The following is a 26,424-nucleotide window of genomic DNA, read 5'->3' as shown; positions in this document are numbered from 1 at the left end:
CAAGCGATTATGACAATAAAACTGCTTTTTTCTGATTGCTAAAATTGGTGCTAAATTGAATGAGCATGTTTAAAACTCTCTCATCTTTGCCCAAAACGGTTTGGTTAATCGGCTTGATAAGCTTTGTGAACGATTCCGCAAGTGAGATGTTGTATCCCTTAATGCCACTTTATTTGGCTTCCGTCTTAATGGCTGGACCCAAGGCGATCGGCATCATCGAAGGTGTCGCAGAGGCCACTTCTAGTTTATTCAAGCTAGTTTCGGGAGTTGTTGTTGATAAAACAAAAAATGCCAAGGTTTGGATTGTCCTTGGTTATTTTCTTGCGGGTATCGGAAGGCCACTGATTGCATTTGCTAGCTCCTGGGTTGGCGTTTTGCTGATTCGCTTTACCGATAGACTAGGTAAGGGCTTGAGAAGTTCTCCGAGAGATGCGTTATTAGCTGAGAGCGTTCCAGCAAATCAACGGGGCATTACTTACGGCCTACATCGATCAATGGATAATGCAGGTGCGGTTGTTGGCCCATTGCTTGCTGCATATCTACTTGCGATTAATATTCCACTAAAAGAGATATTTTTGTGGGCAGTCATACCCGGCGCCATCACTGTTGCGCTAGCCCTTTGTATCAAAGAGCCTGCGCGAGATAGCCTCGTGTCATCAACTATCAAGTTCACCTGGAACCTGGATGGAATGCCAGTTGAATTTAAGCGCTATCTCTTTGCAGTGGGTTTATTTGCCCTTAGCAATTCTTCAGACATGTTCTTGCTCTTAAGAGCCAAAGAACTTGGCGTGCCTCAAGAACAGATTCCACTTTTGTGGGCATGTATTTCTTTGATTACCACCATATTTGGTACGCCACTTTCCGCTTTATCAGACAGATTTAGTCGCAAATACTTTATTACTCTTGCTTGGATGGCTTATGCACTGATATATGCGGCAATGAGCTATTCTGGTCTGACGGTTGGATGGCTTTTTGGAATATTCGCGTTATATGGACTATTTAAAGCAGCCACCGAAGGGGTTGAGAAGGCCCTCGTTGCTGACCTTGCTCCAAAGGGATTAACAGGCACAGCGTTTGGTTGGTTCAATCTATGCTCAGGAATTATGCTGTTGCCTGCCTCTTTAATATTTGGCTGGCTGTATGAATCTGTCAGCCCGACAGTGGCATTTTTATTTTCCGGACTCAGTTCGCTACTGGCAGTAATGCTGATGGCGTTTTGGGTATTTAAGCCTATTGATACAAAGCCAAAATTATCCAAAAACAAAAAACCCTAAATAAATCAGTTATTTAGGGTTTATTTTTGAAGTTCACTCTGGGTGAAAGTTATTGCTGGCCATGAAGCTAATGGTGCGTTCAAAGCCTAGAATACGGATGTAACGCCAAGCAATATCGCGATATTTGCTATCTAAATAGCCAATAGCCACTTCAGGCGTCCTTTTGGACAAGTCGATTTCTTGAATTGCACGGGCCCAACGTTTTAGTCTTGTTGACATCTTTGTCTCCTGTATGCCCATACAACGCATCAGAATTCGGTAGAGATGACAAGAATTACAAAATATTTAATAAATATTGAGGCTCAAAAGCCCTAAATTGAGACCACTTTATGGGGATTGAGGATATTTTGGGGGTCTAGGGCCCTTTTTAGGGTCTTCATGAGGTCATGAGCGACGGCACCCTTATGAGCCCTTAATCCCTCCAATTTAAGCTGTCCAACCCCATGTTCAGCCGATATGGAGCCTTGGCAACGCTCAACCTGGGAATACACCAGCTCGTGGATCGCTTTTTCATTGGCAAGGTTAAATGCCTTGGGGTCAGATCCAAGGGGTGGGGCAATGTTGTAGTGGAGGTTCCCGTCACCCAAATGGCCAAAATTAATGATCCGCACACCTGGGTAGCGTTTTCTCATTAAGGCGTCTGTTTCCTGAATAAAGCTATCCAGGGAAGAAAGCGGGATGGTGATGTCATGTTTGAGATTGGCGCCTTCTTCTGCTTGTGCCAGAGTTATATGCTCACGCATATGCCAAAACGCATTTGCCTGACTTAGGTTGCTAGCAATCACAGCATCGCTAATCAACTCTGCAGTAAACGCTTCTTCTAAGATAGTTTCCAGAAGTTTGCGTACATGTTCTTCACTTTCATGATCAGAGAGTTCAATCAAGATTGTGAAAGGAGGATTGCCTTTTAAGGGGTTGGCCATTTGCGGAAAGTGCTTCTCATTGAGGGCCAAGGATTCTTGGGTCATCATTTCAAAGCCAGTGAGTAGCGAGGTTGCTCGTTTCTGAAATAGATTCAGCAAGGCAATAGTGGATGCAATATCTTGGCTTGCTACTAGAGTCGTCCATTGGGAGATCGGCAGAGGGTAGAGTTTCATGACGGCAGCAGTAATGATGCCAAGCGTACCCTCGGATCCAATAAACAGATCTCGGAGGTCGTAACCGGTATTGTCCTTGCGTAAGCCCTTCATGCCATTCCAGACTTCACCCTGAGCGGTAACAACCTCAAGACCTAGGCAAAGATCCCGAGTATTGCCATAGCGCAGTACATTTGTGCCACCAGCATTAGTAGCGAGGTTACCGCCAATCATGCAGCTGCCTTCTGCACCAAGACTTAATGGAAACAAGAAATCTTGTGCTGCCGCTTTTTCTTGAACGGCCTGCAAAATACATCCCGCTTCAAGAGTGATTGTTTGATTGGCAGAATCAATTTCACGGATTTGGTTCATGCGCTTTAGATTCAGAATCACTTGCTGACCGGTCTCGTCAGGTGTAGCGCCACCGCAAAAACCTGTATGACCACCTTGCGGAACAATGGATACATGATTCGCAGCGCACAGCTTCACAATCTTGGCAACTTCAATAGTTGTTTTTGGAAGGAGGACTGCTAGGGCTTTACCAACATAGCGTTTGCGCCAGTCGGTAAGGTAGGGGGCTTTATCTTGGTCTTGGGTGAGAACATATTCTTTGCCAAGTATGTCGCCAAATTGATCGATCAAGCCCTGCATAGTTACTTAGCCTGAGCTTTCTTCTTGGCTAAGCTTTTGGCTTCTTGCTTAATTGGCTTTAAATAAATTAGTAAACAAACAAAACCTGTAGTTGCAAGAGTTGTCTCCAAAACCGCCATCCAAAAGTTTGCGCCAGTTTCAAGAATGCGCACCAAGCCTTCGGTGATGTAGAGCAGAATTAACATGGAAGCCCATTGCATGGTGTAAACCTTGCCCTTCCAGAGACCAGGAATGGCAAAAAGCAAAGGGATTCCTTTCAGAATGAGCCAAGAGCCTCCTGGGCGAAGGGGAGAGATAAACCATTCCCAACATACACAGAGAATAAATAAATCTACAAAGGCTGCAGTTGCAAGCAGCTGGTAGGGATTCTTCTCAAGAATTTTCTTCAGCATTGTGATTATTTTTTCTGAAGTCTAAGTGCGGTTTCAGCTAAGCGCTTACCTTGAGCTTTCGCTAAACGCTGTTCCTCTGGGCTAATAGGTGCTCGCCCATCTGCATGTGCTAAGTGAGTCACACCATAGGGGCTGCCGCCGGTATTGGAGGACATTAAATCAGCCTCACTGTATGGCAATCCCACAATGATCATGCCATGGTGCAGCAATGGAATCATCATGGTGAGCAGCGTGCTTTCTTGACCGCCATGCATACTGCCAGTGCTAGTAAAGACGCAAGCGGGTTTTCCGATTAAAGCGCCGTTAAGCCATTCCGATGAACTGCCATCCCAAAAATATTTCATGGGAGCGGCCATATTGCCAAAGCGGGTAGGGGAACCTAGCGCTAAGCCAATACATTCTTGTAGGTCGGAGTATTCAACATAAGGCGCACCTGCATTGGGTACTGGCGTCTCAGTAGCTTCACATACTGTAGAAACTGCAGGCACAGTTCTCAGGCGTGCATTTACCCCGGGAACGCTCTCGACACCCTCAGCGATGAGGCGTGCTAGCTCCTTGGTTGCGCCATGGCGGGAGTAGTACAAAACTAAAATTTCAGCTTGGCTCATATTCTTCTCTTATGATACGGCGATGCGCCTTATTCGTAACCCCCAATTATGGCTTGCTCTGGGCAAACAGCTCTGGGAGCGTAATCGTGGTCTGAATTTGAACCAGATCGCTGCCAGTCTAGCATTTACGACTACCTTGTCTTTGGTACCAATGCTCACCATTGCAACTATCTTAATTGGTTATCTGCCCAGCGTCATTCAGGTAAAAAATGCTTTCAGAACCTGGCTTCTCGATACCTATATGCCGGGCGGTTTAAACCAGCAAGTCTTTAGTTATTTAGAGCAGTTTTCCTCAAAAGCGAGCGGCTTAACTTTTATTGGCTTAATCGGCTTAGTCATCACTACCATCATGACACTAGCAGTGATCGAGGCGGCATTTAATCAAATCTTTAAAGTACAAGAACGTCGCCCTCTAGTTAAAAAAGTATTGATCTATAGCGCGGCTACTTTCTTAGGTCCCGTACTGTTGGGTGTTGGCATCTATCTCAGCGGTATTCTCTTTAGTGCATCAGAAGGCTGGATTGAAGCAGTCTCGTTTGGTTTTCGTCTACTCGCCGCAATTGCACCCATTTTTTTGGCGATCGCTGTTTACGCAGTTGTATATAAAGTTTTGCCTTATTCCAAGATTCTTTGGTCTGATGCTTTTTCAGGTGCATTCTTTGCTGCCATCAGTTTTGAATTAATGAAGTTTGGTTATGCCATTTTTCTAAGTCATACTGCCTTTTATAAAACAGTCTACGGTGCCTTTGCCATCTTCCCCTTGGGTCTCCTTTGGATTTATATGACCTGGTGGATAACTCTTGCTGGCGCCATCCTGGTTGCCAATTTACCCAATATCCGCAGCGGGCTCATTAGGGTTATTCGTTACTAAAACTAGGCTTAGAGCCCTTGATTGAATGTGTCCTTGGGGATATATTGGGCTTGTACATACCTTATGTATTGTTTTTGGAGATCAAATGAAAGTTCGTGACATCTTGCGCGTCAAGGGCAGCACCTTATTTACGGTTGCACCTGACACAGTGCTTCAAACTGCTGTACTCGTCATGAGCGAACACGATGTTGGTTCATTGGTTGTCATGGACTATGACAAACTAGTAGGTATCTTGACTTTCCGCGAGGTTATCTCTGCGTTGGCAACACATCACGGTAAGTTAGACGACATTCCAGTACGCACCGTAATGAATCAAAAGCCGCTGACTTGCAATATGGAGACCGAGATTGATGAGGTTCGTCGGATGATGTTAGTGGATCATGCTCGCTATTTACCAGTCGTTGATCAAAAAATGTTGATGGGCGTAATCTCTTTTTACGACGTTGCTAAGTCTGTTGTCGAAGCACAAGATTTTGAAAATTCGATGCTCAAAGCCTATATTCGTGATTGGCCAGAAGACACCGAAAAGGCTGCCAGCTAGCCCCTAAGCGCTTGTTTTAAGCCTATATTCCTGACAAATGACATAATGTCGATATGTCAGGAAATACTTTAGGTCTCCTCTTTACTGTTACCACTTTTGGTGAATCTCACGGTCCAGCGATTGGTGCCGTGGTTGATGGCTGCCCTCCGGGCATGCTTTTATCCGAAGCAGATCTGCAGTTAGACCTTGATCGCCGTAAGCCGGGCACATCTCGTCACGTTACCCAGCGCAAGGAAGAGGATCGGGTAGAGATTCTGTCTGGCGTCTTCGAAGGTAAAACGACTGGTGCACCCATTGGGCTGCTGATACGCAATACTGATCAACGTAGCCAAGACTACGGTGATATCTTGCAAACCTTTAGGCCGGGTCATGCCGACTACGCTTATCACCATAAATATGGCTTCCGTGATCCACGCGGCGGTGGTCGTTCCTCTGCTCGTTTGACTGCGCCTGTAGTTGCTGCAGCTGCGATTGCCAAAAAATGGCTTCATGAACAATATGGCACAGAGTTCTACGGCTATATGAGTCAGTTGGGTGCAGTGGAGATTCCCTTTAAAGATCTTTCTCAGGTGGAGAAGAATCCATTCTTTGCTGCAAATGCTGACATCATTCCTCAGCTCGAAACTTATATGGATGAACTGCGCAAAGCAGGGGACTCTTGTGGTGCCCGAATTGAGGTGCGCGCTCGCAATGCTCCGATTGGTTTAGGTGAGCCTCTCTTTGATAAATTGGATGCAGACATTGCGCATGCCATGATGGGTATTAATGCAGTTAAAGGTGTTGAGATTGGCTCCGGCTTTAAGTCTGTGGCTCAACGTGGCAGTGAGCACGGTGATGAAATGCATCCAGATGGCTTTGCTACTAATAATGCTGGCGGCACTCTTGGCGGTATTAGTAGCGGTCAGGATTTACGCGTATCTATCGCCATCAAGCCTACCTCCAGCATCATGAGTCCAAAGCAATCTATTGACTTAGATGGCAAGCCCATTACCGTTCAAACCAAGGGCCGTCATGATCCTTGTGTTGGTATTCGCGCCACTCCGATTGCCGAAGCCATGTTGGCTTTAGTGGTCATGGATCACGCCTTGCGTCACCGCGCTCAATGCGCAGATGTCATAGTGAGCGCTAAAGCGATTCCATCAGCACGGCCAGGCTCCAAAACTGATTGATTGATATAGATAGATGACATCTTCGCTTCGCTGGGCCTTCGGGTCCTTTTTCTTTTTATATTTTGCTTACGTCGGCTTAGTTTCACCTTACGCTAGCTTATTCTTTTTAGATCGCGGCTTTAGTGTCATTGAAATTGCAATCTTAATGTCGATGTTGCAAATCACCCGAATAGTTGGGCCTTTTTCCTGGGGCTGGCTTTCTGATTTTTTATCAAATCGCATAGGCATCATTCAGGTTTGTGCGTGTTTAGCGGCACTCGTTTTTCTATCCATTTATTTTTTACAGAGCTATATCAGCTTTTTTATTTGGATGTTTGTGCTCCACACTATTTTAAGTAGCTTGATGCCGTTGGGTGAGTCGGCAACGGTTCATGCTTTATTTAAAGACAATTCTTTCGATAAGCGTTACGGGCGTTTGCGCTTATGGGGCTCTTTAGGCTTCATCTTTATGGTGCTTGCTGCCGGTGAGCTCTTTCAACGCAACACCATTGAGCTTTATCCGATTGTAGGTACAGTTGTTCTGCTCTCCCTCGCCGCAGTAACCTTCTTATTGCATGAGCCTAAGATGGAACGTCGCAAAATGGTGAGGGGTGAATTACTCGTCGTGCTCTTTAATCCAGATGTCCGTTGGTTTTTACTATCCGGATTCTTTATGGTGTTTGCACATGCGGCACTGTATGTGTTTTATTCACTCTATCTTGCTGATCTTGGCTATGACAAGTTTCAAATCGGCCTTTTTTGGGCATTAGGAGTATTTGCGGAAGTGATCTTCTTTTACTTCCAAAGCAAAGTGCTCAGTCGCTTAGATGCGGAAATTGTTCTTCAAGGTGCTTTTGTAGTTGGAGTAGTGCGCTTTATTTTGATTGCTTTTTTACCCATCACTTCAGTTCTTATATTTGCGCAAATACTCCATGCGGGAACTTTTGCGGCTCACCATAGTGCAGCAACCAAGTTATTACAACGCTGGTTTACTGGACCACTTCAAGCAAGAGGGCAAGCCCTAATGGCGACTGTTTCTTATGGCTTGGGAGGTACATTAGGCGGGCTTTGTGCGGGTTGGATTTGGGAGCTCTCTCAACCGCGTGATGTCTTTGTTATGTCGGCATTTGCCTGTGGTTTAGCTGGCATGGCCATTCAGAAACTGAGACCACGCCGCTACACTAGTCCTTAAGAAAGCCTTAAGGCAAAAACGACTTACTGAATCTTGGCCTTAGCACGCAGTTTTTGCATCATCTCTGAGAACTTCGCTTTTTGCCAATTCTGATCAGCCATGATTACTTGTTTCAGTTGATCTTTGATCTCATCAAGGCTTGGTGGCTTCACATCACGAGAATCTAGCATTTTGATGATGTGATATCCAAATTGAGACTTCACGGGTTTATCAGTGATTTGGCCATTCTTGAGTTGAACCATCGCCTTTGAAAACTCAGGAACTAGGGCTTTATCAGAAACCCAGCCTAGGTCTCCACCATCCTTAGCAGAGCCAGGATCTTTGGATTTTGCTTTGGCAATCTCTTCAAAGTTACCGCCAGCCTTAATCTGAGCAATGATTGCTTTTGCATCAGCTTCTTTTTCGACCAAAATATGCTCTACGTGATATTCCTTGCCGGTGTACTGGGACTTAACGGTTTCATACGCGGCCTTGAGGTCTGCATCTGCAACACCTTCTTTTTCAGCATAGTCCTCAAATACCGCTGCAACTAATACTCCAACGCGCGCTTGCTCCAATTGATCTCGCACAGATTCTTTTTGAATCACTCCACGCTTATCGGCTTCCTGCAAAATTAATTCACGGGTAACCAGCATTTCACGGGCTTGATCACGTACTTGAGGATTATCTGGCTGACCTGATTTCTGTACCAATTTATCCAATTGGGCTTTAGGGATTGATTTCCCATTCACAATGACCGCGTTCTGAGCGAAGACGTTGCTAGATAGAAGACTTACTAAAAGGCTGAGTGAGAGAAGCTGGTGTGATTTCCGCATGGTGGTCAATAAATAAAAAGTTGGGGTAAATGGTTTGTTGCTGCTAAGTGTAATGCAGCCTTAAGTTGCGGCCTCTCCAGGCGCCATTGCATGAATGGTCAAGGCGTGGATTTCTAGTGGGATATGACGATTGAGGGCTGCATAGACAGCACGGTGTCGTGCCACTAAGTTCAAACCCTTAAATTCTGGGGCAACAATCGTGAGCTTAAAGTGCCCGCCGCCACTGGCTGCACCCGCATGACCAGCGTGTAAATGGCTCTCATCGTCAATCTGAAGATGTTCAATGGAAAATGCCTTTTGCAGATCTTGTTCAAAAAGGGCGATGCGGACTTGGTTGATGCTCATTCTGACGGATGCTCCATGTGACGCGAAAGCCAGATACCTTGAAGAATCACAAAGACCACTAGCAAACCTGTGCTGCCAAACAATTTGAAGTTGACCCAAGTCTCTTCAGAGAATTCAAAAGCAATGTAGAGGTTCAGAACGCCCATAAAAAAGAAGAAGATGGCCCAAGCCATATTGAGCCGGTGCCAAACTGAATGAGAATTCTCTGGCTTCAAAGTCACTTGCTTACCCATCAGCACTTGTATCCAATTCTTTCTAAAAAATTGGGCGCTAATAAATAAAGCACCTGCAAATAGCCAGTAAAGGGCAGTTGGCTTTAGCTGAATGAAGGTCTTGTCATGCAAAAAGATAGTGAGGCTACCAAATACAAGAATCATCACTAGGCTGATCCACTGCATCGCATCAATCTTGCGATGGCGATAATAGACCCAGAGGATCTGACCAATGGTTGCAACCATGGCGACAATCGTCGCAGTATAGATATCGCCAAATTTGAAGGCAATAAAGAACAGAATAATTGGGAATAGATCGAATAAAAATTTCATCAGGGGATTATCCAACTATTTGCATTGAGGGCCGTATTTATGGCTTGCTGGTGAGTTCAGCGTTAGCGCTAGGCTCAAAGCTTAAGGATGCAGAATTAATGCAATAGCGCAAACCGGTAGGGTCTGGGCCATCATCAAATACATGGCCAAGATGTGCATCGCAGTTGGCACAGCGTACTTCAGTGCGGATCATGCCGTGGCTAGTGTCTTTAATCTCTTTAATGGCAGATTCTTCCTCGGGTTTGTTATAACTCGGCCACCCACAGCCTGCGTCAAATTTTGTATCGGATAGAAAGAGTGGCGTATTGCAACAGACACAGGTATACCGACCTTTATCCCAATGGTCCCAATACTTACCAGAAAAAGGTCTTTCAGTGGCAGCCTCTCTCGTCACTCGATATTCAATATCGCTGAGTAATTTTTTGTATTCTTGATCTGTTTTTTTCATATGAAGTTCCTTAAATGAAGTGAATGCAAATACACTAAGAAGAACAGCTGACCTCAATAGCACTTAATTCTGGCGGCGGGGGAGATGCGTATCCTTCAAATTGCGCTTGCTCATCAAATGGGCTCTCCAAAATTTGTAAGAGTTTGGCAAGCTCAGAAAAATCTTTCTCTTGGGCTTTTTCAATCGCTACCTGAGCCAGATGATTGCGTAATATATATTTTGGATTGACTCTATTCATATTGAGCTTGCGCTTAGCATCGACGCTTGATTCAGACTTTAAGCGGGCAATGTAATCACCAAACCATTGATCCATCGAGTCGCGGTCAATAAAGTCATTCCGCATTGAGATTTCTGTAGTAGGTGCTTCGGTATTAATATTAGCAAGCCCGCGAAACAGTGTTGTGAAGTCTACCTTTGAATCATGCATTGCTTGGAGGAGTCGCTCAATCAATTGAACATCATCATCTTGTTCAGTCGCCAGGCCCAACTTATGCCTGAATAGCTTTTGCCAAGCCTGTCCATAGACAACTGGGAATTGACTGAGTGCTTTAGTGAGGAGCACTTGAGATTCCTCTTGGGGGTGATTTAATTCAAGGAGCGGAATGAAGGCGCTGGCTAAGCAGGCCATATTCCAGTGCATGATTTGGGGTTGTCGGTGGTAGGCGTAGCGACCGCCTTGATCGCTGTGATTGCAAATATGATCGATTTGAAATTGATCCAAAAATCCAAACGGGCCGTAGTCAATCGTAATGCCCAACACGCTAATATTGTCGCTATTCAGAACTCCGTGACAAAAACCCACGCCTTGCCATTGGGCAACCAAGCGAGCATTTCTCTCGCAAATCTTGTGAAACAGTTCTAAATACGGATCTTGAGCGCTACTGCAATCTGGATAGTGCTGATCTATCAATTGATCAGCAAGTTCTTTTAGTCGAACAATATTTTGTGTGGCAGCGAAATGCTCGAAATGCCCAACGCGCATAAAACTGGGTGCTAAACGAGCGCATACCGCAGCGGTTTCCTTGGTCTCACGTATTACAGGTAAATCTGAACCCACTACAGAAAGCGCTCTGCTAGTAGGAATGCCTAAAGCGTACATTGCTTCGCTGCATAAAAATTCTCGTATGGAAGAGCGCAAAACAGCTCGGCCATCACCCATGCGTGAGTAACGTGTTTTACCGGCGCCTTTGAGCTGCAACTCTTGGTTAGCAATTTCGCCTAGCAAGATTGCGCGGCCATCGCCTAATTGACCAGCCCAAACACCAAATTGATGACCGCTGTAAACCGTTGCAATGGGTTGTGAAAATTGAGATGACTGCGTTACCAAGGAATTCCCCGCTAAGACCGCCAGCCAAGATTCATCTTGTGGATAGCCGTTCTCGTTTAGAGGAATATTGATCAATTTCGCTGCCGAAGATGAAAAGCCTACCCAATAGGGCTCTGGAATAGGGCTTGGTTGGAGCTCTTGAACGGCGTCATCGCCACGTAAAGTAAAGGCCATGGCAACTATTCTAGGTGGATTTCACAAACGGTGTTTGAGCTACTAAAATGACCCCATGAACAAAAATGTCCAAATCAATCCCCAAGCCCAACTTGCCAATTTAGGTGAGGAATTAAATGTCCCATTTTTAAAGTTGCTAGGGGTTCGCTGCCTCAGCGCAGAAATGGGCAAAGGGGAGATTTTGCTGGCCTTGAAACCTGAGCACACCAATACTTGGGCGGTAGCTCATGGTGGCGTACTTCTCACGCTGATGGATGTGGCCATGGCCGTTGCTGCTAGATCTGGAGATCCTGCTGACCGCAGCGTCGTTACGATTGAATTGAAAAATAATTTTATGCAGGCTGCCAATGGAATCTTACGAGTTCGCGCTGATACCGTTCGTAGAACAGCTACTATGGCCTTCTGCGAGGCCAAGCTCTATAATGATCAAGGTGAAGTATGTTGTATGGCGACAGGCACGTTCAAGTACCTCAAGCGATTAGCAACTCGGAACGCCGATGGTGACCGCGTTGTAAATGACGATCTACGTGGCGAAATAAACGATTAAGAAAAGATGGGCCATTAAACTGGTGCAGCACTCAGAGCACCAGTAATTACGTCATGACCAACAGTGCCCGTAGCATCAAATCGACGCTCAACCATTTCAAACTGACCATCTTTACGTACCCTCAGCACAGTGCTTGAGCGCGTTCCATAAGTATCCGTTTTAATAAAAGCAGGTGACAGGGCTTTTTCCCATTCACGGCTAACACCTGTATTGGGTAACTCATGATCACTTGCATGATGTGTATCGGATAACAGCTTTAGATAATGGTCTGCATTCTTCAGTTGACCGCTATCCATCGCAAGAGTTTGAGCAAAAGCGGCCACTCGATGATTGACCTTAGGCCATGGTGTATCTAGCATGGCATTAGAGAGCCCGTAGACTCCAGCCTCCAGCGGTTGTTGGGGGAAGACTTTGCGTGGACGAATCGTTTGACCCATCATCATGCGATTACTTACCCAATGCATCTGCGCATTTTCAGGATTACTTAAATCAGCCATCAAAAGATTAAAGCCATTGTAATTTTGGAAACGCTTTACATTCTCTTGAATAAAAGTGGCTGGACCATCTTTGCCGGCAAGATACATTAATGAAAGCTCACCACGTGTTCTGGAGTCTGGATTTTTTTCGCTGGGCGCTCTAACATTAGTGAGCGCTGCGAATTTACCGGTTTTCGTAAAACCTAACCATGTGCCGGGACTTCCTAAAACATCTGCACGATCTCTGCCAGCTAAAACATGTGGGTGTTCAGGCCACCAAGAAATGCCAGCAGTGTCGCGCTCGTAAAATTCATCGCGATTAGCCGCAACTACCAATGGGTAGTCTGGATGAGATTGCCAGGCAAAAAGGATGAGACACATGTCTACTAAAAGTCCTAAATTTCAATTAATGGGTAAGGCAATGAATCTATTTTTAACACAGGTCCTTGGGCACTTCCAAGATGAATATTCCCACTTTCGAGCGCCTCTAATTTGCACTCAAGCTGGAGGTCGATTCGGCGGGGTTCTAGAGGGGAGAGGGCTGATAGAACCACCATCCCTGCTGGCTGGGATGGGTCATTTGAATGGAAAAGCTCAATTCCTGGGGCTGCAGAATGGTTGGTCATGGCATCGAGCTCAATATGAGCCAGCTGAAGACGTCTTTTAATCGCCCCACGATATTGGCTGCGAGCCACAATTTCTTGTCCTGGATAACAACCTTTTTTAAAGTCCACTCCAGCAACCGATTCAAAGTTAATCATTTGCGGAACAAATTGTTCCTGTGTTGCTAGAACAATTCTAGGGATAGCACTCATTACCTCAAGATGATCCCATTGAGTTGAGTCACCACTCAAAGATTGATTTGCATTCACTCTTTGTGCCAATAATACTCGTGCAGAAGATTTTTCATCTACTAAAACATCTGGTAGACGCAGAGCAATCTGATCATCACCAATAATAAAATCTGCAAGATTTGCATTGCTGTCAGTTAGCCCAGAAATATTCCACTCCGATGAGGCATCCGTTACTTTGACTTTGGAACGTAAAACAAACATGGATAAACGCTTGGTTGTAGTTGCTGCAATATCTTTTGAGATAAATAAAGCAAAACGATCATCCGTGGTTTCATCACTAGGAAATAGGCCAAGCCAGGCGCTCGCAAGCAGCCTTCCTTTTGGATTGCAGTAACCAACCAGTCGGACAGAACTATGGCCCTGGGCGATTTGCGGAGAAAAGGTGCGATTTAAGCCTAAAACAGAGTTGCTGAGCTGATTCTGCAGAAAACTGGCTGCATCTGCACCCTCAACCAAGATGAGGCCCCATTGAGGAAGGGTTACTTGATTTGGCGTGTTTTGGGATGTATTTGTCATGACCCTTTTATCATAGCCTGATGAGCAGAAAAATTCAGGGAAGGCGTTGCTTTCCCAATGGGAAATCAAAGAGTCAAGTTTTAAGAACCTGCTTCTTAGGCCTTCTTGCAACGATTGGCATTTTCTATATCAGCCTCTTTGTATGGCCAGTGGTCCCAGCCCACCCAAATATTGCCGATTTGAAGTCATATAAAGTCAAAATCAAACCCCAATCAGGCCTTGCTAGTATTTCTGATCAACTTAGAGAACAGGGTGTAGCAACACATTCATTATTTTTTCAGTTAAGTGCAAGGGCTTTGCTAGTTGGCTCGAAACTTAAGCCAGGCACCTATCTATTGCCAACAAGAGCAAGCTTGGCGACCATTCTGTTTCAAATTGCACGGGGCGATAGAGTCAAAGAAAGCATTGCCATCATTCCAGGAATGACTATTTGGCAATTGAGAGCGCTGATCGATTCACACCCAGCGCTCATACATCAGACCAAAGGTTTCAGCGCAAAGGAATTACTTCAAAACCTCAATCTCAATTACCCTGGACTGGAGGGGGCGTTTCTTCCGGACACCTATGTCTTTGACCCCGATGATTCTGATCTGGATATTTATCGCAGAGCATCGCATGCTATGCAAAAGCAACTATCCCAAGTCTGGCTGCAAAAAGAACAAGGCTCGCCATTAAAAACATCTTACGAGCTCTTAATACTGGCCTCCATCGTTGAAAAGGAAACAGGGCGATCCAGCGATAGGGCTCTGGTCTCTGCCGTCTTTACCAATCGCCTGAATAAAGGCATGTTGCTCCAGACTGATCCCACGGTAATCTATGGCATTGGCCCTAAATTTGATGGGAATTTACGTAAAGCAGATCTTCGCAAAGACAGTCCCTACAATAGCTATATGCGCAAAGGATTACCCCCAACCCCCATCGCTATGCCAAGTAAAGAATCTATTTTGGCAGCTGCTCACCCTGCATCAAGTAACGCACTATTTTTTGTAGCTAAAGGGGATGGCAGTAGTCACTTTTCTCAGAGCCTTAGCGAACATGAGGCGGCAGTTGATCAATATCAACGCAAACTAAAAACTGCACCCCATTAATGAGATTGAATTCAATATGACATCAATGTATCCAGGATATTTCATTAGCTTTGAGGGAATCGATGGCGCCGGCAAGAGCACTCATATCGAGGCATTTCAAAAGCTCATGCAAGAACGCTATCCAAATCGTGAAGTCGTGATGACGCGCGAACCCGGCGGCACGCCTTTGGGCGAGCAACTTAGGGGGCTACTATTAGATGCCCCCATGAATTTAGAAACAGAAGCGCTGCTAATGTTTGCCGCTCGTCGTGAGCATATTGCCCAAGTCATTGAGCCTGCCCTCATGGCCGGAAAAATAGTGATTTCAGATCGATTTACCGATGCGAGCTTTGCCTACCAAGGAGGAGGGCGGGGTCTCAGCATTGATAAGCTAAATGAGCTTGAGCGTTGGGTTCAAGGGCGTTCTAATGGTTTACTGCAACCCAATTTAACGATCTTATTTGATTTGCCTGGTGAAGTTGCTGAAGTACGTCGCTCTAAGGTCAGAGCACCAGACAAATTTGAAAAAATGGATTTGAACTTTTTTGAAAAGGTTCGACAAGAGTATTTACGTCGCGCTAAGGAAGATCCAAAACGCTTTCACATGGTAGATGCCACTCAGACTCCAGAAGTGATTTGGGATGGCTTAAAAAAGCTCGAGTTCAATATCTAGATGGGTGAACTCATGTTGGCTGAACAAAAAAAGTCTATTGCGCCATGGTTACAACCGCTCTGGGATAGCATGGATTTTGCTAGTTTTCCCAATGCAATTCTTCTGCATGGTCAACCTGGCATTGGTAAATTTGCATTTGCCCTTGAGCTTGCGAAGTCGCTTTTATGTGAGAGCGCTCACGAGGCCTCACGCCCCTGTAATCAATGTGAAGCCTGTCATTGGTTTAATACTGGCAATCATCCAGACTTCATAGCGCTTGCTCCCGAAACGCATCGGAAGTTTTTGCCTCACGCGGATTATGAAAGCGATGAGGCTCCTAGAAAAGGTAAAGTAGTTCGCGATGACTCCGATGGTGAAGTGAGCGAAAAGAAAGAGAAGAAAAATATCTCTATCGAAGAGACTCGTAGCGCTATAGAAAGCTTGTCCATTGGCTCACATCGTGGCGGCAATCGCGTTATTTTGATTTACCCATTAGAAATGCTTCGCTCTGATTCAGCCAATACCTTATTAAAATCCCTGGAAGAACCGCCAGCAAATACCATTTTTATTTTGCTGGCAGATCGCCTAGATCGTGTTTTGCCAACTATTCGATCACGCTGTCGTTTGCTTTCTGCCCCACGTCCTGATCGGGAGCAGGGCTTGGCTTGGTTGCATACAGAAATTCCTAATATTGACGGGCTCAAGGTTAGCGCTGCTGATATCGAAACAGTCTACTACGAACAGGGCGGGGCGCCATACTTAGTGTTAGATTCACTGATTGCCAGAAACAATAAAGATGAAAAAGATGAGTTAACGCTTTCTATTCAAGCTGCTCGTTATTTACTTCAGTCTATGTCTCAAGGCGTTCGTATCAATTGGCTTGATGCCGCTGAAAAGACACATAAAGCTCAATACAACTATTTACTACCCACAATGCAACGTTGGACTTCAGACCTACAAGCAGTCTTGCAGGGCACTAATCCTCGGTATTACCCAAAGCATCTTTCAACACTTCAAGGTCTATCCCGCACAGCAAAAATCCCCAAACTCCATGACTTTTGGAAGTCTTTGATTAAGGCCCGCCGTCATGAGAATCACCCTTTGGCGAACCGGGTTCAGTTAGAGGCTTTACTTTCTCAATACCAACAAGTATTTGAATCTTAAATTTGGCTGAGGCAGTCTAAAATAGCGAGCCATGTTCATAGACTCCCATTGCCATCTCGATTTCCCAGAATTTCAGTCTCGCTTGCCCGAAGTGCTTGCGAATATGAAATCGGCCAGTGTGAGCAATGCTTTGTGTGTTTCGGTAGATTTACCGGATTTCCCCAATGTTTTAAAGCTTGCCCAAGAGCATTCTCATTTATATGCGTCCGTTGGGGTTCATCCTGACTATGAAGATACGCCTGAGCCCACTTATGAGTTTCTGGTGGAGACAGCCTTAAAGCATCCTAAGATTGTTGCTATTGGCGAGACGGGTCTTGATTACTACCGGATGGGTGAGCGCAGCTACGAATCCATGGAATGGCAACGTGAACGTTTTAGGACCCATATTCGTGCTGCAATTGCCTCTAAAAAGCCCTTGATTATTCATACTCGCTCTGCATCTGAGGACACGATTCAGATCCTTAAAGAGGAGGGCGCAGATCAGATTGGCGGTGTGATGCATTGCTTTACTGAGAGCCTAGAAGTAGCTCAAGCAGCTATGGAATTGGGTTTTTATATCTCATTTTCAGGGATTGTGACCTTTAAAAGCGCCAAAGACTTGCAGGCAACCTGCAAAGAAGTTCCGCTTCATCGAATGCTCATTGAGACAGATTCACCTTATCTGGCCCCCATTCCATATCGCGGCAAGATCAATGAGCCGGCATGGGTAGCCAAAGTTGGTGAATTTATTGCCACCCTTAAAAACGTGAGTGTTGAAGAACTTGCAGAACAAACTTCAAAGAACTTTTTTGATTGTTTTCAAATAGATAGAAGATATACATGAGATTAAAGTTGAATAAATTTGGTATTGCCTTTTCGCTTATTTGCCTGGTAAGCCAGCTTTCTCAGGCACAAACCCCTGATCAAATTGCTGATTTCGCTAAGGCAGCTAAATTTGATAATGTTTCTGAGGTCAATTTATTACTTAAAAAAGGCATAAATCCCAATACTGTAGATGCTAACGGCAATCCAATGCTAATTTTGGCCATTAGAGATAAATCTACTAATGTCATTGATGCATTACTTAATGACAAGAGGATAGATGTTGATTTATCCAATAAGAGTGGTGAAACACCGTTAATGATGGCATCCATAGAGGGCAATTTACCGCTTGTTAAAACCTTGGTTTTGGGGCACAAAGCACAGCTAGACCATATTGGCTGGACTCCATTGCATTACGCCTGTGCCAAGGGGCATTTAGAGGTTGCCCAATTTTTAGTTGCCAATGGTGCCATTGTTGATTCATTGAGTGCAGGCAATACAACGCCTCTGATGATGGCGGTCCAATCTGGCAATGAGCAACTGGTGAAGTTTTTATTGGAGAAAGGTGCGGATCTTCAGCTCAAAAATGCCAATGGCCTAACGGCTATTGATATCGCTGATATCTATGACAAACCCTGGATAGGAGATGGCCTTAGGTCACGCTGGCTGAAACTTTATAAGCAAGCCTACAAAGGGCCAGTTATGCCTACAACTCCAAAGTCCCCATAATACTATCTGCGTATAATCATTATTATGTCAAATAAGATATTTCTGTAATCCAACCCTTACTCTGCCATGTTTCTAATAGACCTTTTCCGTAATGCTGACCTCCCTAGCTTTGAAACTCTATTTCGTGAAATTAATGTTGACATGGGAAATGGTCAAATATGGGAAGTTGTAGTCATAGCATGCGGAATGCTCGCAGTTCATGGCATAGCAGTGCTTGCTATTGCCGGAGCATTTCATAAGATAGATTGGTTTATGACAAAAAAGCGTATCTACGGGGCAAGCTTTTTGTCTTATTTTGTAGCGATTCTCTTAGTGATAGCGAGCCACTTAGGTGAAATAGTTGTTTGGGCCTACATCTGCGTAGCCTTAAAAGTTTTCCCCACCAATCCACAGACCTTTTACTTTGCCGGTGAAATGTACACAACAGTTGGATACGGTAATTACAGTCTTTCTGAGCAATGGAGAATTTTGCCGATCATCATCTCGTTTTCTGGAATCTTTGCAGTATCGATGTCTGGCGCAGCCTTGTATTCAATGATGGGGGCTTTGCTGAATCGACACAGCCAAAATCCTAAGTCAGGAACTGGCTTTTAATGGTTTAAGGCTTTGTTCCTGCTGGTAAGGGGCTCTTTTGGATAAAGATGAGCTCAAGCACCCTGCCATTAGCCTCCCGAGACCGAATCCTACCTGGCAGCCAATCTAAGTCTTTGGCAAGCCATATGTCAACCTGGCGCTTATAGGGATCATTTTCACGTTGCATTAGGGCGTAACGACGATTAACGGACTTTCCAAGAGATGGGATGTCCTCAGAAACCGTCTCTCCATAACTCTTAAATTGCCACATTTCTAAGGTGTTGTAATCGACAACTGGCAAAGCCCTAATATAGCCAGCCTCATCAATTTTGCTGTCCCCATTCAATAAAGATGCGAATTGAAACATGAGGCTGAATCGATCCTGTGTACCCGGAAGAAGGTCTGGAGTGAACTCCGGTTTTTCTGAGAAAAACATCTTCCCTCCTCCGCCGGCATCCCTATCAAAGCGAGAGTAGCGCGGAGGTTTCGTACCACGCTGAGTCCAGTAGATAGATGGAGCCATGCCGTAGGCATCTATAGTTCCGCGTGATTCAAATACAAAAGGTCCAACAAATGCGTAAGGGATATTGATATGAAGACGATAATTGTTTCCATCGACAATCCAGTCAATTTCTCCAGTCTGGTACTTTTGCCCATCGACGTAGGCGTCGTAATAAATAATGCCAGACTCGGGTAGCTTGAAAGCCACCCCCTGTTGATTGCCGGTACCACCCTGCTCTGCAGTTGCTAAGCCTTTAGAATCCTCGACTTTATTAGAGGAATTATCTGTGCTTACTTTCCTCTTGGGGGCCTTAGCCATCTGAATTTTCTTGGGTGGCTCGAGCTTTAACTCGGTCCTAATAATCAGGTCATCTGCGATATCTGGAACGGAACCAAAAGATAAAAATGGGATACCAAAAAATAAGATCAGGTGGCCCATTAAGGATATGAATAAGGCTACGACAATAATGCGTAACGATGTTGATTGCATCAAACCACTAGAGTATGACCGCCTAAATTGCCCTAGCTGTGAGCTCAGAGAATACCTTCAAGTAAGCGGCTGTTCCTTGGCAAATTAGCCGCAAGAAAGTCCATCTGATCGGCAAGAATATTGCGCCCCTTGAGAATCATATCTTCATACAAGCTCGGCAAGTATGGGGTGTAAAGCAAGCCCATGCCAGCCTGCTCAGGAGTTCGATTGCCCTTGCGCTGATTGCAAGGTCTGCAAGAAATTACTAGATTCATCCAAGAGTATTTACCGCCACGACTATTCGGGATGATGTGTTCGGCCTCAGCTTGATTTTCATGAATTGCATCACCACAGTATGCGCAGAGGCCACGATCACGTTTGAAGAGTTTATGTTTTGTAATAACGGGGACAACATCAAATAAATTGATTTTTGCACTACCCTTGATGGCAATGATCGAATGAAGTTCGATAACTGACTGCAAGCCACTGGCTCGAGAAATGCCACCGCGCATCTTCATGATGGGGTCGCCTAGCGTCCATAAGACACTACTATCGGCGTAATGCTTGGTTGCTTCTTCAGCGTTAACCCAACCCTGGGGAATTCCACCAGCGTCCAATTTCAAGATGCTCAGCACAAACTCTCCTTTCTCGATCTAGGCAAAGCCATCAATCGTATGACTTATCTTACAGAAGAAATATGTGTCAATCAATCATCTAGGGGGATATAAACTCCAAAACCTTTGGCAGATAGTCCGCATAGTCTGCGATACCGTGGTCGCTACCTTCAAGGATAAGCTGCTTGGCGCCCTGATAGAACTCAGCCATTTCCTTCCAATCGAGCAATTCATCACCCTTTGCTGCAATTAAAAAGTAACGGCTAGGATTGGAAATCCGCTGAATCTGTAAGGCCTTTAGCTCATCAATATATTCAGGTCGAAAATCAAAAGGCTCATCACTGTCATAGGCTGTCATCATCCCCACATGCGGGGCAAGCTCTCTAGCAGCATAAACAGCGGGATTTAAGGCAACCGCCCTACACCCATACTTTTCCGCTAAGTAGTTTGTATAAAATCCACCGAGCGAAGAGCCGATTACCACTATTCGATCTGCTTTTGACTGATCGATATGCTTTGTAACCATATCCATACTTTGCTTGGGCGAAGCAAGCAGCTGCGGACAATACCATTCCATTGAATTGTCCGCAGTAGATAGGGCCTTGACTGCTTCACTAGTCATTACAGCCTTACTTGATCTTGGGGAAGATCGAAAGCCGTGCAAATAGACCAGTAAGGTTGATGACATGCTCAGGCCTTAGGCCTTTTGGCCAATCTCAAAGTTGGCTAGCTTTTCTAAAGCCTTCACCATTGCAGAGTGATCCCAAGCCTTGCCGCCATGTGCGGAACAGGAATTAAATAATTCCTGCGCAGTAGCTGTATTAGGCAGAGATACACCCAATGCGCGTGCGCTATTTAGCGCAAGATTCAAATCCTTTTGATGCAACTCAATCCTAAAGCCAGGATCAAATGTGCGTTTCACCATACGCTCTCCATGCACCTCAAGAATCTTCGAGCTCGCAAAACCACCCATCAAAGCCTGACGAACTTTGGCAGGATCAGCCCCTGCTTTAGATGCAAACAGAAGAGCCTCTGCAACAGCTTCAATATTTAAAGCAACAATAATTTGATTAGCAACCTTAGCGGTTTGACCATCGCCATTGCCGCCGACTAAGTTGATGTTTTTACCCATCAAATCAAAAACTGGCTTTACTTTATTAAATACAGCCTCATCACCGCCAACCATAATAGAGAGCGTTGCATTTTTAGCCCCAACTTCGCCACCGGAAACTGGTGAATCCAAATAGTCACAGCCCAAAGCATTAATCTTCTTGGCAAATTCTTTAGTAGCAATAGGAGAGATAGAGCTCATATCCACGACGACTTTTCCTTTGGATAGCCCTGCTGAAATCCCTTTTTCCCCAAATAGAACCTTTTCAACATCTGGAGTATCTGGAAGCATCATCAAAATAATGTCTGCCTTTTCAGCAACCTCACTAGGACTGCCACACTGAATTGCTGATGAGGACGCAAGCTCTTGCGGGACCTTACTTCTAGTATTAATAAATACCTCATGGCCAGCTTTTACAAGATGGCCTGCCATTGGGGCGCCCATGATTCCTAGCCCAACAAAACCTAACTTTAATTTCGCACTCATTACGTCTCCTTTTGTATTTGCTTTAATTTATCTTATGAATTTAACTTCTGTATCCAGCCCAAACCTGCTTCTGTAGTGCTTGCAGGCTTGTATTCGCAACCAATCCAACCCGAGTAAGCAATTCGATCTAAAAATGTAAACAGATACGAATAGTTTATTTCGCCAGTACCCGGTTCATTTCGCCCGGGATTATCGGCTAATTGAATATGAGCAATCTTGCTCAGATTTTTTTCAATAGTACTGGCTAACTCACCTTCCATGCGCTGCGCATGATAGATATCGTATTGAACATACAAATTATCGGAGCCAACCTCGCCAATAATATCCAGGGCTTGCTGCGTAGTAGATAAAAAGAACCCAGGTATATCAAAAGTATTGATTGGCTCAATTAATAGTTTGAGATTTACTTTCTTCAACTCGGCAGCTGCGTATTTCAGATTAGATACGAAAGTATCGTGCAATAGTTTTCTATCAACTCCAGAGGGCGCTTTGCCAGCTAAACAATTTAACTGCGGCACACCTAGAATCTTTGCATATTCAATCGCTTTAGCAACACCTGAACGAAATTCATCTACGCGATCTGGGTGACAAGCGATTCCGCGCTCTCCAGCATCCCAATCTCCAGCGGGTAAGTTATGCAGAACAAGCTTCAAACCATAGTGGTCTAACTTCTGTTGAATTTCGCTAGCTGGATAGGGATAAGGAAAAAGAAACTCAACAGCCTTAAATCCAGATTGAGAGGCGCGCTCGAAGCGCTCTAAGAATGGCGCTTCCGTAAATAGCATAGTCAAATTTGCGGCAAATTGAGGCATTTCAGACCCTTATTGGGATTACATAATGAAACAGTGATCTTATCAAACCTGCAGACTTCAGTCTTAGCCTGGAATAAGGCCCTTTCTAGGCTTAAAAATGAGAAAAGTGAGCTAATATCTTGATAAGAAATGTTTATTTACAAGGAAAACAATGAATATCAAATTAACATCCATTTCACTTGCAATCGTAACCCTCTTGGCTGGCTCTTTTTCAGTGAATGCCCAAACGAAGCCTGCTGATGCTGGGGCGACAAAGCCTATGGTTATTGATGCAGCTGTAGTGGATAACCGCTATCAGCTTTATGAAGGCACTGTAGTCAAAACTGATAAAAAGACGCGGACCATTATCTTCAGCAATAAAGAAGGCGAATCTAAATTTGTAGCGGGACCAGAAATCACCAATTTTGACCAAATCAAAAAAGGGGATCGTGTCAATGTTACCTATGAACTTGCTGTTGCTATCGAGCTAATCAAAACCAAGAGTGATGGTGTGCGTAGCAAAGTAGAAACCAATACGGTTACAACATCGAAAGCTAATGAAAAGCCATCTGAGACCATTGCAAATAAAACGACCATCATTGCAGACATTGTTGCGGTAGATCGCGATAAGAAGCTAGTATCTGTAAAAGGCCCTAGTGGTAAGGTGACAACTGTAACTGTTAAGAACCCTGCTCTTCTGGCCGATGTTAATGTTGGAGAGCAAGTCAAAGTCATTTATTACGATGCAATGGCTGCTTCTATAACGACTCCGAAGAAATAACCCGTAGTGAATTTTCACCAGTTTTTTTAAAATAAAAATGCCTCCTATTACGGAGGCATTTTCTTGGAATTTGGCGGAACGGACGGGACTCGAACCCGCGACCCTCTGCGTGACAGGCAGATATTCTAACCAACTGAACTACCGCTCCAAATTACAACAAACAAAACTTCAAACAACTACAACCAAAATATTTGGCGTCCCCAGGGGGATTCGAACCCCCGTACTCACCGTGAAAGGGTGATGTCCTAGGCCTCTAGACGATGGGGACCTGGACTACTGCAAAATACAACGATTTTGAATGCTTGGTGGAGATAAGCGGGATCGAACCGCTGACCTCTTGCATGCCATGCAAGCGCTCTCCCAGCTGAGCTATACCCCCGAAATCCCACAATAAAACCGCAAGACACTCAAAACAATCCAAGATTTTAGCCTATTTTTGTACAAGTGAGCAAATTGCCTAGTGGACTACCTTTGAGAGCCTTTTCAGCACCTCGTCCCGGCCCAATACCATCAATACTGAATCAATCGCTGGGGTCTGGGTTGTAGCGAATAATGCGTAGCGAACAGGCATTGCCAAGGCCGGCATTTTGAGTCCATGCTTGGCTAGCACCTCTTTAAATGCTGCGGCGTAAGCCTCTTTTGTAGCAGTTGCATTTTGAATGGCAAGAATTAAATCCTTTAACGCAGGAACAATAGATTCTGGAATGTTGGCAGCAATCTGCTCAGCAGTATGCGATGGTGCTGGCAAGTAAAAGAGCTTGGCCCCTTCTGCAATTTCAATTAATGTATTCGCACGATCTTTTAAGAGTCCAACGACTTCAACAAAACTTGGCCCATTTTCTGTATCGATACCCAATTGATGTGCAAAAGGTTTGGTAGCCTGCGCTAATTTTGCTGGATCTGCATTCTGAATATATTGGTGGTTTAACCAAAGTAATTTCTCTGGATTGTGTTGCGCTGGTGAACGGCCGAGGCTGGCCAAATCAAACCAATCCACAAACTGTTCTTTTGTAAATACCTCTGCATCGCCATGTGACCAACCTAAGCGAGCCAAGTAATTCAGAATAGCCTCAGGTAAATAACCTGCTTTTTGATAATCACGTACGCTCATTGCGCCATTACGCTTGCTCATCTTCTCGCCAGAATCATTCAGAACTGTCGGCAAATGTGCGTATACAGGCGGCGCTCCACCCAGAGCCTTCATGATATTAATTTGACGAGGCGTGTTATTGACGTGATCATCACCACGGATCACATGCGTGATCTTCATATCCAAGTCATCGACCACGACACAAAAGTTGTACGTTGGCGTGCCATCTGGGCGAGCAATCACAAGATCATCTAACTCATCATTGCTAATTTCAATCTTACCCTTTACTGCATCCTCCCAGATCACCGATCCACCAATAGGATTTTTAAAGCGGATCACTGGTTGAACACCCTCAGGAATCGGCGGCAAGGTTTTGCCAGGCTCAGGTCTCCATAAACCGTTATAACGTGGCTTTTCTTTATTGGCCATTTGCTGGTCACGAAGCGCATTCAACTCTTCCTCGCTCATATAGCAAGGATAGGCAAGACCGCTATCCATCATCTGCTTGACGACTTCGCGATAGCGATCAATACGCTGCATCTGGTAGATTGGGCCTTCATCTAAATCAAGTCCAAGCCAAGACATACCCTCAATAATCACGTCGACAGCTTCTTGGGTGGAGCGCTCTACATCAGTATCTTCAATACGAAGAATGAAGTCACCTTTATTATGACGTGCAAACGCCCAGGGGTAGAGAGCGCTACGGAGATTGCCCAAGTGAATAAAGCCCGTGGGACTGGGGGCGAAACGTGTACGAATATGCATAAATCACATTATCTCAGGTCAGGCAAATTGGCGGCAAAATTGAAAAACGTGGATACTTTGCCCTATGAATGAATTACTAGTATTTGTCTGTGATGGAGCCCCGGTTCGCGGGGAGATTGTCTCAATCAGCACGGCTTGGCAGGCTGTTTTAGAGCGTCGCGACGATCCGCCAGTGGTGCGCCGTATCCTGGGGGATTTTGTTGGCGCAGCCACCCTCCTTAGCGCTAGCCTGAAGTTTGATGGAACATTGATTATTCAAGCTCAAAGTAAAGGACCAATTCAACTGCTAGTTGTTGAATGCAAGTCTGATTTATCGATGCGAGCTACCGTCAAGCTGTCCGTAGACCCATCAGAAATCAATCCCAATGCCAGCTTAGGTGAGCTATTAGATGCGAATAACTCTGGAAGGCTCGTCATCACCTTAGATCCGTCAGAACGTGAACCAGGCCAGCCGCCATACCAGGGCATAGTCGCCCTCCAAGAAGAGCGTGGCAATGTGATGAAGCCTGTATCGAGCGCTGCAGAGGCGATTGGACTATATATGCAAAATTCTGAGCAGTTAGAGACCAGGATTTGGTTAACTTCAAACGATTCACATATTGGCGGGCTGCTGTTGCAGCGTATGCCAGATTCCGGCGGGCATGCTCACCTTGATCCTCAGACCGCTGCTGAAGGTTGGACACGTATCCAGACTTTAGGCGAGACTATTACTGACGAAGAGCTCCTCACCCTCACGCCTGAAACGATCTTAAGACGACTATTTTTAGAGGAATCTAGCGAAAACGGGGTACGCAGTTTTCCACCTCGACAAATTCGCTTCTCTTGCCGTTGCTCACGTAAAAAAGTTGCTGATGTCTTAAGAATGCTTGGCGAAGAAGAGGTACAAGGAATACTGGATGAACAAGGCGCGGTTGAAACTGTTTGCGAATTTTGCGCAAAACCATATCGCTTTGACGCCGTAGATTGTTTACAGGTCTTTAAAACTGATTTACTGAGTGATGCTACTCGGCCGCCCTCTAGCGGACACTAA

At 45.1% G+C, this 26,424-nt stretch carries 31 protein-coding genes and 3 tRNA genes; 14 read left to right on the top strand and 20 right to left on the bottom strand.

Going from position 1 to position 26,424, the window contains the following annotated elements; all coding sequences use genetic code 11:
• Nucleotides 1-65: 65 nt before the first annotated feature.
• A complete protein-coding gene (locus ICN17_RS08525) occupies nucleotides 66-1,274 on the top strand; it encodes an MFS transporter (RefSeq protein ID WP_216237054.1) in 1,209 nt (402 codons plus the stop codon).
• 33 nt (nucleotides 1,275-1,307) lie between these two features.
• Here the strand turns inward: ICN17_RS08525 and ICN17_RS08520 are convergent, their stop codons facing one another.
• The 4 genes from ICN17_RS08520 to wrbA all read right to left on the bottom strand — a co-directional run bounded on the left by ICN17_RS08520 (nucleotide 1,308) and on the right by wrbA (nucleotide 4,001).
• Nucleotides 1,308-1,493, bottom strand: a complete 186-nt coding sequence (locus ICN17_RS08520) for a hypothetical protein (RefSeq protein ID WP_087909997.1) — start codon at nucleotides 1,491-1,493, stop codon at nucleotides 1,308-1,310.
• A 92-nt stretch (nucleotides 1,494-1,585) separates the two neighbouring features.
• Nucleotides 1,586-3,001 carry an FAD-binding oxidoreductase gene (locus ICN17_RS08515; RefSeq protein ID WP_216237053.1) on the bottom strand — a complete coding sequence of 472 codons (1,416 nt, stop codon included), beginning with the start codon at nucleotides 2,999-3,001 and terminating at the stop codon, nucleotides 1,586-1,588.
• A 2-nt stretch (nucleotides 3,002-3,003) separates the two neighbouring features.
• Nucleotides 3,004-3,393 carry a DUF2069 domain-containing protein gene (locus tag ICN17_RS08510; protein ID WP_216237052.1) on the bottom strand — a complete coding sequence of 130 codons (390 nt, stop codon included), beginning with the start codon at nucleotides 3,391-3,393 and terminating at the stop codon, nucleotides 3,004-3,006.
• A gap of 5 nt (nucleotides 3,394-3,398) precedes the next feature.
• Entirely contained in the window at nucleotides 3,399-4,001 is a 603-nt protein-coding gene (wrbA, locus tag ICN17_RS08505; protein ID WP_216237051.1) for an NAD(P)H:quinone oxidoreductase, read from the bottom strand.
• A gap of 22 nt (nucleotides 4,002-4,023) precedes the next feature.
• On the opposite strand from wrbA, the gene ICN17_RS08500 reads away from it, so the two are divergent.
• The 4 genes from ICN17_RS08500 (at nucleotide 4,024) to ICN17_RS08485 (ending at nucleotide 7,753) form a co-directional block, all read left to right on the top strand.
• A complete protein-coding gene (locus ICN17_RS08500; RefSeq protein ID WP_216237050.1) occupies nucleotides 4,024-4,872 on the top strand; it encodes a YhjD/YihY/BrkB family envelope integrity protein in 849 nt (282 codons plus the stop codon).
• 85 nt (nucleotides 4,873-4,957) lie between these two features.
• A complete protein-coding gene (locus tag ICN17_RS08495; protein WP_216237049.1) occupies nucleotides 4,958-5,413 on the top strand; it encodes a CBS domain-containing protein in 456 nt (151 codons plus the stop codon).
• Nucleotides 5,414-5,466: 53 nt separating this feature from the next.
• Complete coding sequence (gene aroC / locus ICN17_RS08490) at nucleotides 5,467-6,582, top strand: chorismate synthase (protein WP_216237048.1); 1,116 nt, start codon at nucleotides 5,467-5,469, stop codon at nucleotides 6,580-6,582.
• Between the two features lie 13 nt (nucleotides 6,583-6,595).
• Nucleotides 6,596-7,753: an MFS transporter gene (locus ICN17_RS08485; protein ID WP_216237047.1), complete on the top strand. Its 1,158-nt coding sequence runs from the start codon at nucleotides 6,596-6,598 to the stop codon at nucleotides 7,751-7,753.
• 23 nt (nucleotides 7,754-7,776) lie between these two features.
• Here ICN17_RS08485 and ICN17_RS08480 read toward each other — a convergent pair whose 3' ends face one another.
• The 5 genes from ICN17_RS08480 to ICN17_RS08460 are packed head-to-tail and all read right to left on the bottom strand — an operon-like array spanning nucleotide 7,777 to nucleotide 11,407.
• Nucleotides 7,777-8,568, bottom strand: coding sequence for a peptidylprolyl isomerase (locus ICN17_RS08480; RefSeq protein WP_216237046.1), 792 nt, complete (start codon nucleotides 8,566-8,568; stop codon nucleotides 7,777-7,779).
• Nucleotides 8,569-8,628: 60 nt separating this feature from the next.
• Nucleotides 8,629-8,913, bottom strand: coding sequence for a BolA family transcriptional regulator (locus tag ICN17_RS08475; RefSeq protein WP_216237045.1), 285 nt, complete (start codon nucleotides 8,911-8,913; stop codon nucleotides 8,629-8,631).
• On the bottom strand, nucleotides 8,910-9,458 hold the full coding sequence (locus tag ICN17_RS08470) for a septation protein A (RefSeq protein WP_216237044.1): 549 nt from the start codon (nucleotides 9,456-9,458) through the stop codon (nucleotides 8,910-8,912). The genes ICN17_RS08475 and ICN17_RS08470 overlap by 4 nt, the downstream gene beginning before the upstream one ends.
• A 37-nt stretch (nucleotides 9,459-9,495) precedes the next feature.
• Entirely contained in the window at nucleotides 9,496-9,906 is a 411-nt protein-coding gene (gene msrB / locus ICN17_RS08465) for a peptide-methionine (R)-S-oxide reductase MsrB (protein ID WP_216237043.1), read from the bottom strand.
• A 34-nt stretch (nucleotides 9,907-9,940) separates the two neighbouring features.
• A complete protein-coding gene (locus ICN17_RS08460; RefSeq protein ID WP_216237042.1) occupies nucleotides 9,941-11,407 on the bottom strand; it encodes a YdiU family protein in 1,467 nt (488 codons plus the stop codon).
• A 55-nt stretch (nucleotides 11,408-11,462) separates the two neighbouring features.
• Between ICN17_RS08460 and ICN17_RS08455 the strand changes: the two genes are divergently transcribed.
• Nucleotides 11,463-11,954 carry a PaaI family thioesterase gene (locus tag ICN17_RS08455; protein WP_216237041.1) on the top strand — a complete coding sequence of 164 codons (492 nt, stop codon included), beginning with the start codon at nucleotides 11,463-11,465 and terminating at the stop codon, nucleotides 11,952-11,954.
• A 14-nt stretch (nucleotides 11,955-11,968) separates the two neighbouring features.
• Here ICN17_RS08455 and ICN17_RS08450 read toward each other — a convergent pair whose 3' ends face one another.
• Together ICN17_RS08450 and ICN17_RS08445 are read right to left on the bottom strand one after the other, a co-directional pair.
• Nucleotides 11,969-12,811, bottom strand: coding sequence for an NRDE family protein (locus ICN17_RS08450; protein ID WP_216237040.1), 843 nt, complete (start codon nucleotides 12,809-12,811; stop codon nucleotides 11,969-11,971).
• Between the two features lie 14 nt (nucleotides 12,812-12,825).
• On the bottom strand, nucleotides 12,826-13,800 hold the full coding sequence (locus ICN17_RS08445; RefSeq protein WP_216237039.1) for a folate-binding protein YgfZ: 975 nt from the start codon (nucleotides 13,798-13,800) through the stop codon (nucleotides 12,826-12,828).
• A 20-nt stretch (nucleotides 13,801-13,820) separates the two neighbouring features.
• Here ICN17_RS08445 and mltG point away from each other — a divergent pair, with 20 nt between their 5' ends.
• From mltG to ICN17_RS08415, 6 genes are all read left to right on the top strand, one after another.
• A complete protein-coding gene (gene mltG, locus ICN17_RS08440) occupies nucleotides 13,821-14,888 on the top strand; it encodes an endolytic transglycosylase MltG (protein WP_216237038.1) in 1,068 nt (355 codons plus the stop codon).
• Between the two features lie 16 nt (nucleotides 14,889-14,904).
• A complete protein-coding gene (gene tmk, locus ICN17_RS08435; protein ID WP_370625970.1) occupies nucleotides 14,905-15,540 on the top strand; it encodes a dTMP kinase in 636 nt (211 codons plus the stop codon).
• A 12-nt stretch (nucleotides 15,541-15,552) separates the two neighbouring features.
• Nucleotides 15,553-16,683: a DNA polymerase III subunit delta' gene (locus ICN17_RS08430; protein WP_216237037.1), complete on the top strand. Its 1,131-nt coding sequence runs from the start codon at nucleotides 15,553-15,555 to the stop codon at nucleotides 16,681-16,683.
• A 31-nt stretch (nucleotides 16,684-16,714) separates the two neighbouring features.
• Complete coding sequence (locus ICN17_RS08425) at nucleotides 16,715-17,506, top strand: TatD family hydrolase (protein WP_216237036.1); 792 nt, start codon at nucleotides 16,715-16,717, stop codon at nucleotides 17,504-17,506.
• Nucleotides 17,503-18,213, top strand: a complete 711-nt coding sequence (locus ICN17_RS08420) for an ankyrin repeat domain-containing protein (protein ID WP_216237035.1) — start codon at nucleotides 17,503-17,505, stop codon at nucleotides 18,211-18,213. The genes ICN17_RS08425 and ICN17_RS08420 overlap by 4 nt, the downstream gene beginning before the upstream one ends.
• Nucleotides 18,214-18,354: 141 nt before the next feature.
• Nucleotides 18,355-18,807 carry an ion channel gene (locus ICN17_RS08415; RefSeq protein WP_255538377.1) on the top strand — a complete coding sequence of 151 codons (453 nt, stop codon included), beginning with the start codon at nucleotides 18,355-18,357 and terminating at the stop codon, nucleotides 18,805-18,807.
• A 4-nt stretch (nucleotides 18,808-18,811) separates the two neighbouring features.
• On the opposite strand, the gene ICN17_RS08410 is transcribed toward ICN17_RS08415, so the two are convergent.
• From ICN17_RS08410 to hyi, 5 genes are all read right to left on the bottom strand, one after another.
• On the bottom strand, nucleotides 18,812-19,777 hold the full coding sequence (locus ICN17_RS08410) for a DUF3108 domain-containing protein (protein ID WP_216237033.1): 966 nt from the start codon (nucleotides 19,775-19,777) through the stop codon (nucleotides 18,812-18,814).
• A gap of 44 nt (nucleotides 19,778-19,821) precedes the next feature.
• Nucleotides 19,822-20,391, bottom strand: a complete 570-nt coding sequence (locus ICN17_RS08405; protein ID WP_370625969.1) for an HNH endonuclease — start codon at nucleotides 20,389-20,391, stop codon at nucleotides 19,822-19,824.
• Between the two features lie 79 nt (nucleotides 20,392-20,470).
• The gene (locus ICN17_RS08400) at nucleotides 20,471-21,058 is read right to left on the bottom strand and encodes a YqiA/YcfP family alpha/beta fold hydrolase (RefSeq protein WP_216237032.1); all 588 of its coding nucleotides are present in this window, start codon (nucleotides 21,056-21,058) and stop codon (nucleotides 20,471-20,473) included.
• Between the two features lie 9 nt (nucleotides 21,059-21,067).
• Entirely contained in the window at nucleotides 21,068-21,967 is a 900-nt protein-coding gene (gene glxR / locus ICN17_RS08395) for a 2-hydroxy-3-oxopropionate reductase (RefSeq protein ID WP_216237031.1), read from the bottom strand.
• 32 nt (nucleotides 21,968-21,999) lie between these two features.
• A complete protein-coding gene (hyi, locus tag ICN17_RS08390; protein ID WP_216237030.1) occupies nucleotides 22,000-22,779 on the bottom strand; it encodes a hydroxypyruvate isomerase in 780 nt (259 codons plus the stop codon).
• A 151-nt stretch (nucleotides 22,780-22,930) separates the two neighbouring features.
• Here hyi and ICN17_RS08385 point away from each other — a divergent pair, with 151 nt between their 5' ends.
• Nucleotides 22,931-23,539 carry a hypothetical protein gene (locus ICN17_RS08385; RefSeq protein WP_216237029.1) on the top strand — a complete coding sequence of 203 codons (609 nt, stop codon included), beginning with the start codon at nucleotides 22,931-22,933 and terminating at the stop codon, nucleotides 23,537-23,539.
• A gap of 71 nt (nucleotides 23,540-23,610) precedes the next feature.
• Here ICN17_RS08385 and ICN17_RS08380 read toward each other — a convergent pair.
• From ICN17_RS08380 to gltX, 4 genes are all read right to left on the bottom strand, one after another.
• Nucleotides 23,611-23,687, bottom strand: a tRNA-Asp gene (locus tag ICN17_RS08380).
• A gap of 44 nt (nucleotides 23,688-23,731) precedes the next feature.
• Nucleotides 23,732-23,807, bottom strand: a tRNA-Glu gene (locus ICN17_RS08375).
• A gap of 35 nt (nucleotides 23,808-23,842) precedes the next feature.
• A tRNA-Ala gene (locus ICN17_RS08370) sits at nucleotides 23,843-23,918 on the bottom strand.
• A gap of 78 nt (nucleotides 23,919-23,996) precedes the next feature.
• Nucleotides 23,997-25,394, bottom strand: a complete 1,398-nt coding sequence (gene gltX / locus ICN17_RS08365) for a glutamate--tRNA ligase (protein ID WP_216237028.1) — start codon at nucleotides 25,392-25,394, stop codon at nucleotides 23,997-23,999.
• A gap of 64 nt (nucleotides 25,395-25,458) precedes the next feature.
• On the opposite strand from gltX, the gene ICN17_RS08360 reads away from it, so the two are divergent.
• Nucleotides 25,459-26,424: an Hsp33 family molecular chaperone HslO gene (locus ICN17_RS08360; protein ID WP_216237027.1), complete on the top strand. Its 966-nt coding sequence runs from the start codon at nucleotides 25,459-25,461 to the stop codon at nucleotides 26,422-26,424.

It is taken from the genome of Polynucleobacter sp. 73C-SIWE, assembly GCF_018882465.1.
GTDB lineage: Bacteria > Pseudomonadota > Gammaproteobacteria > Burkholderiales > Burkholderiaceae > Polynucleobacter.
Note: the sequence above shows the minus strand (reverse complement) of the source record. Positions and strands in the feature narration are given on the sequence as shown.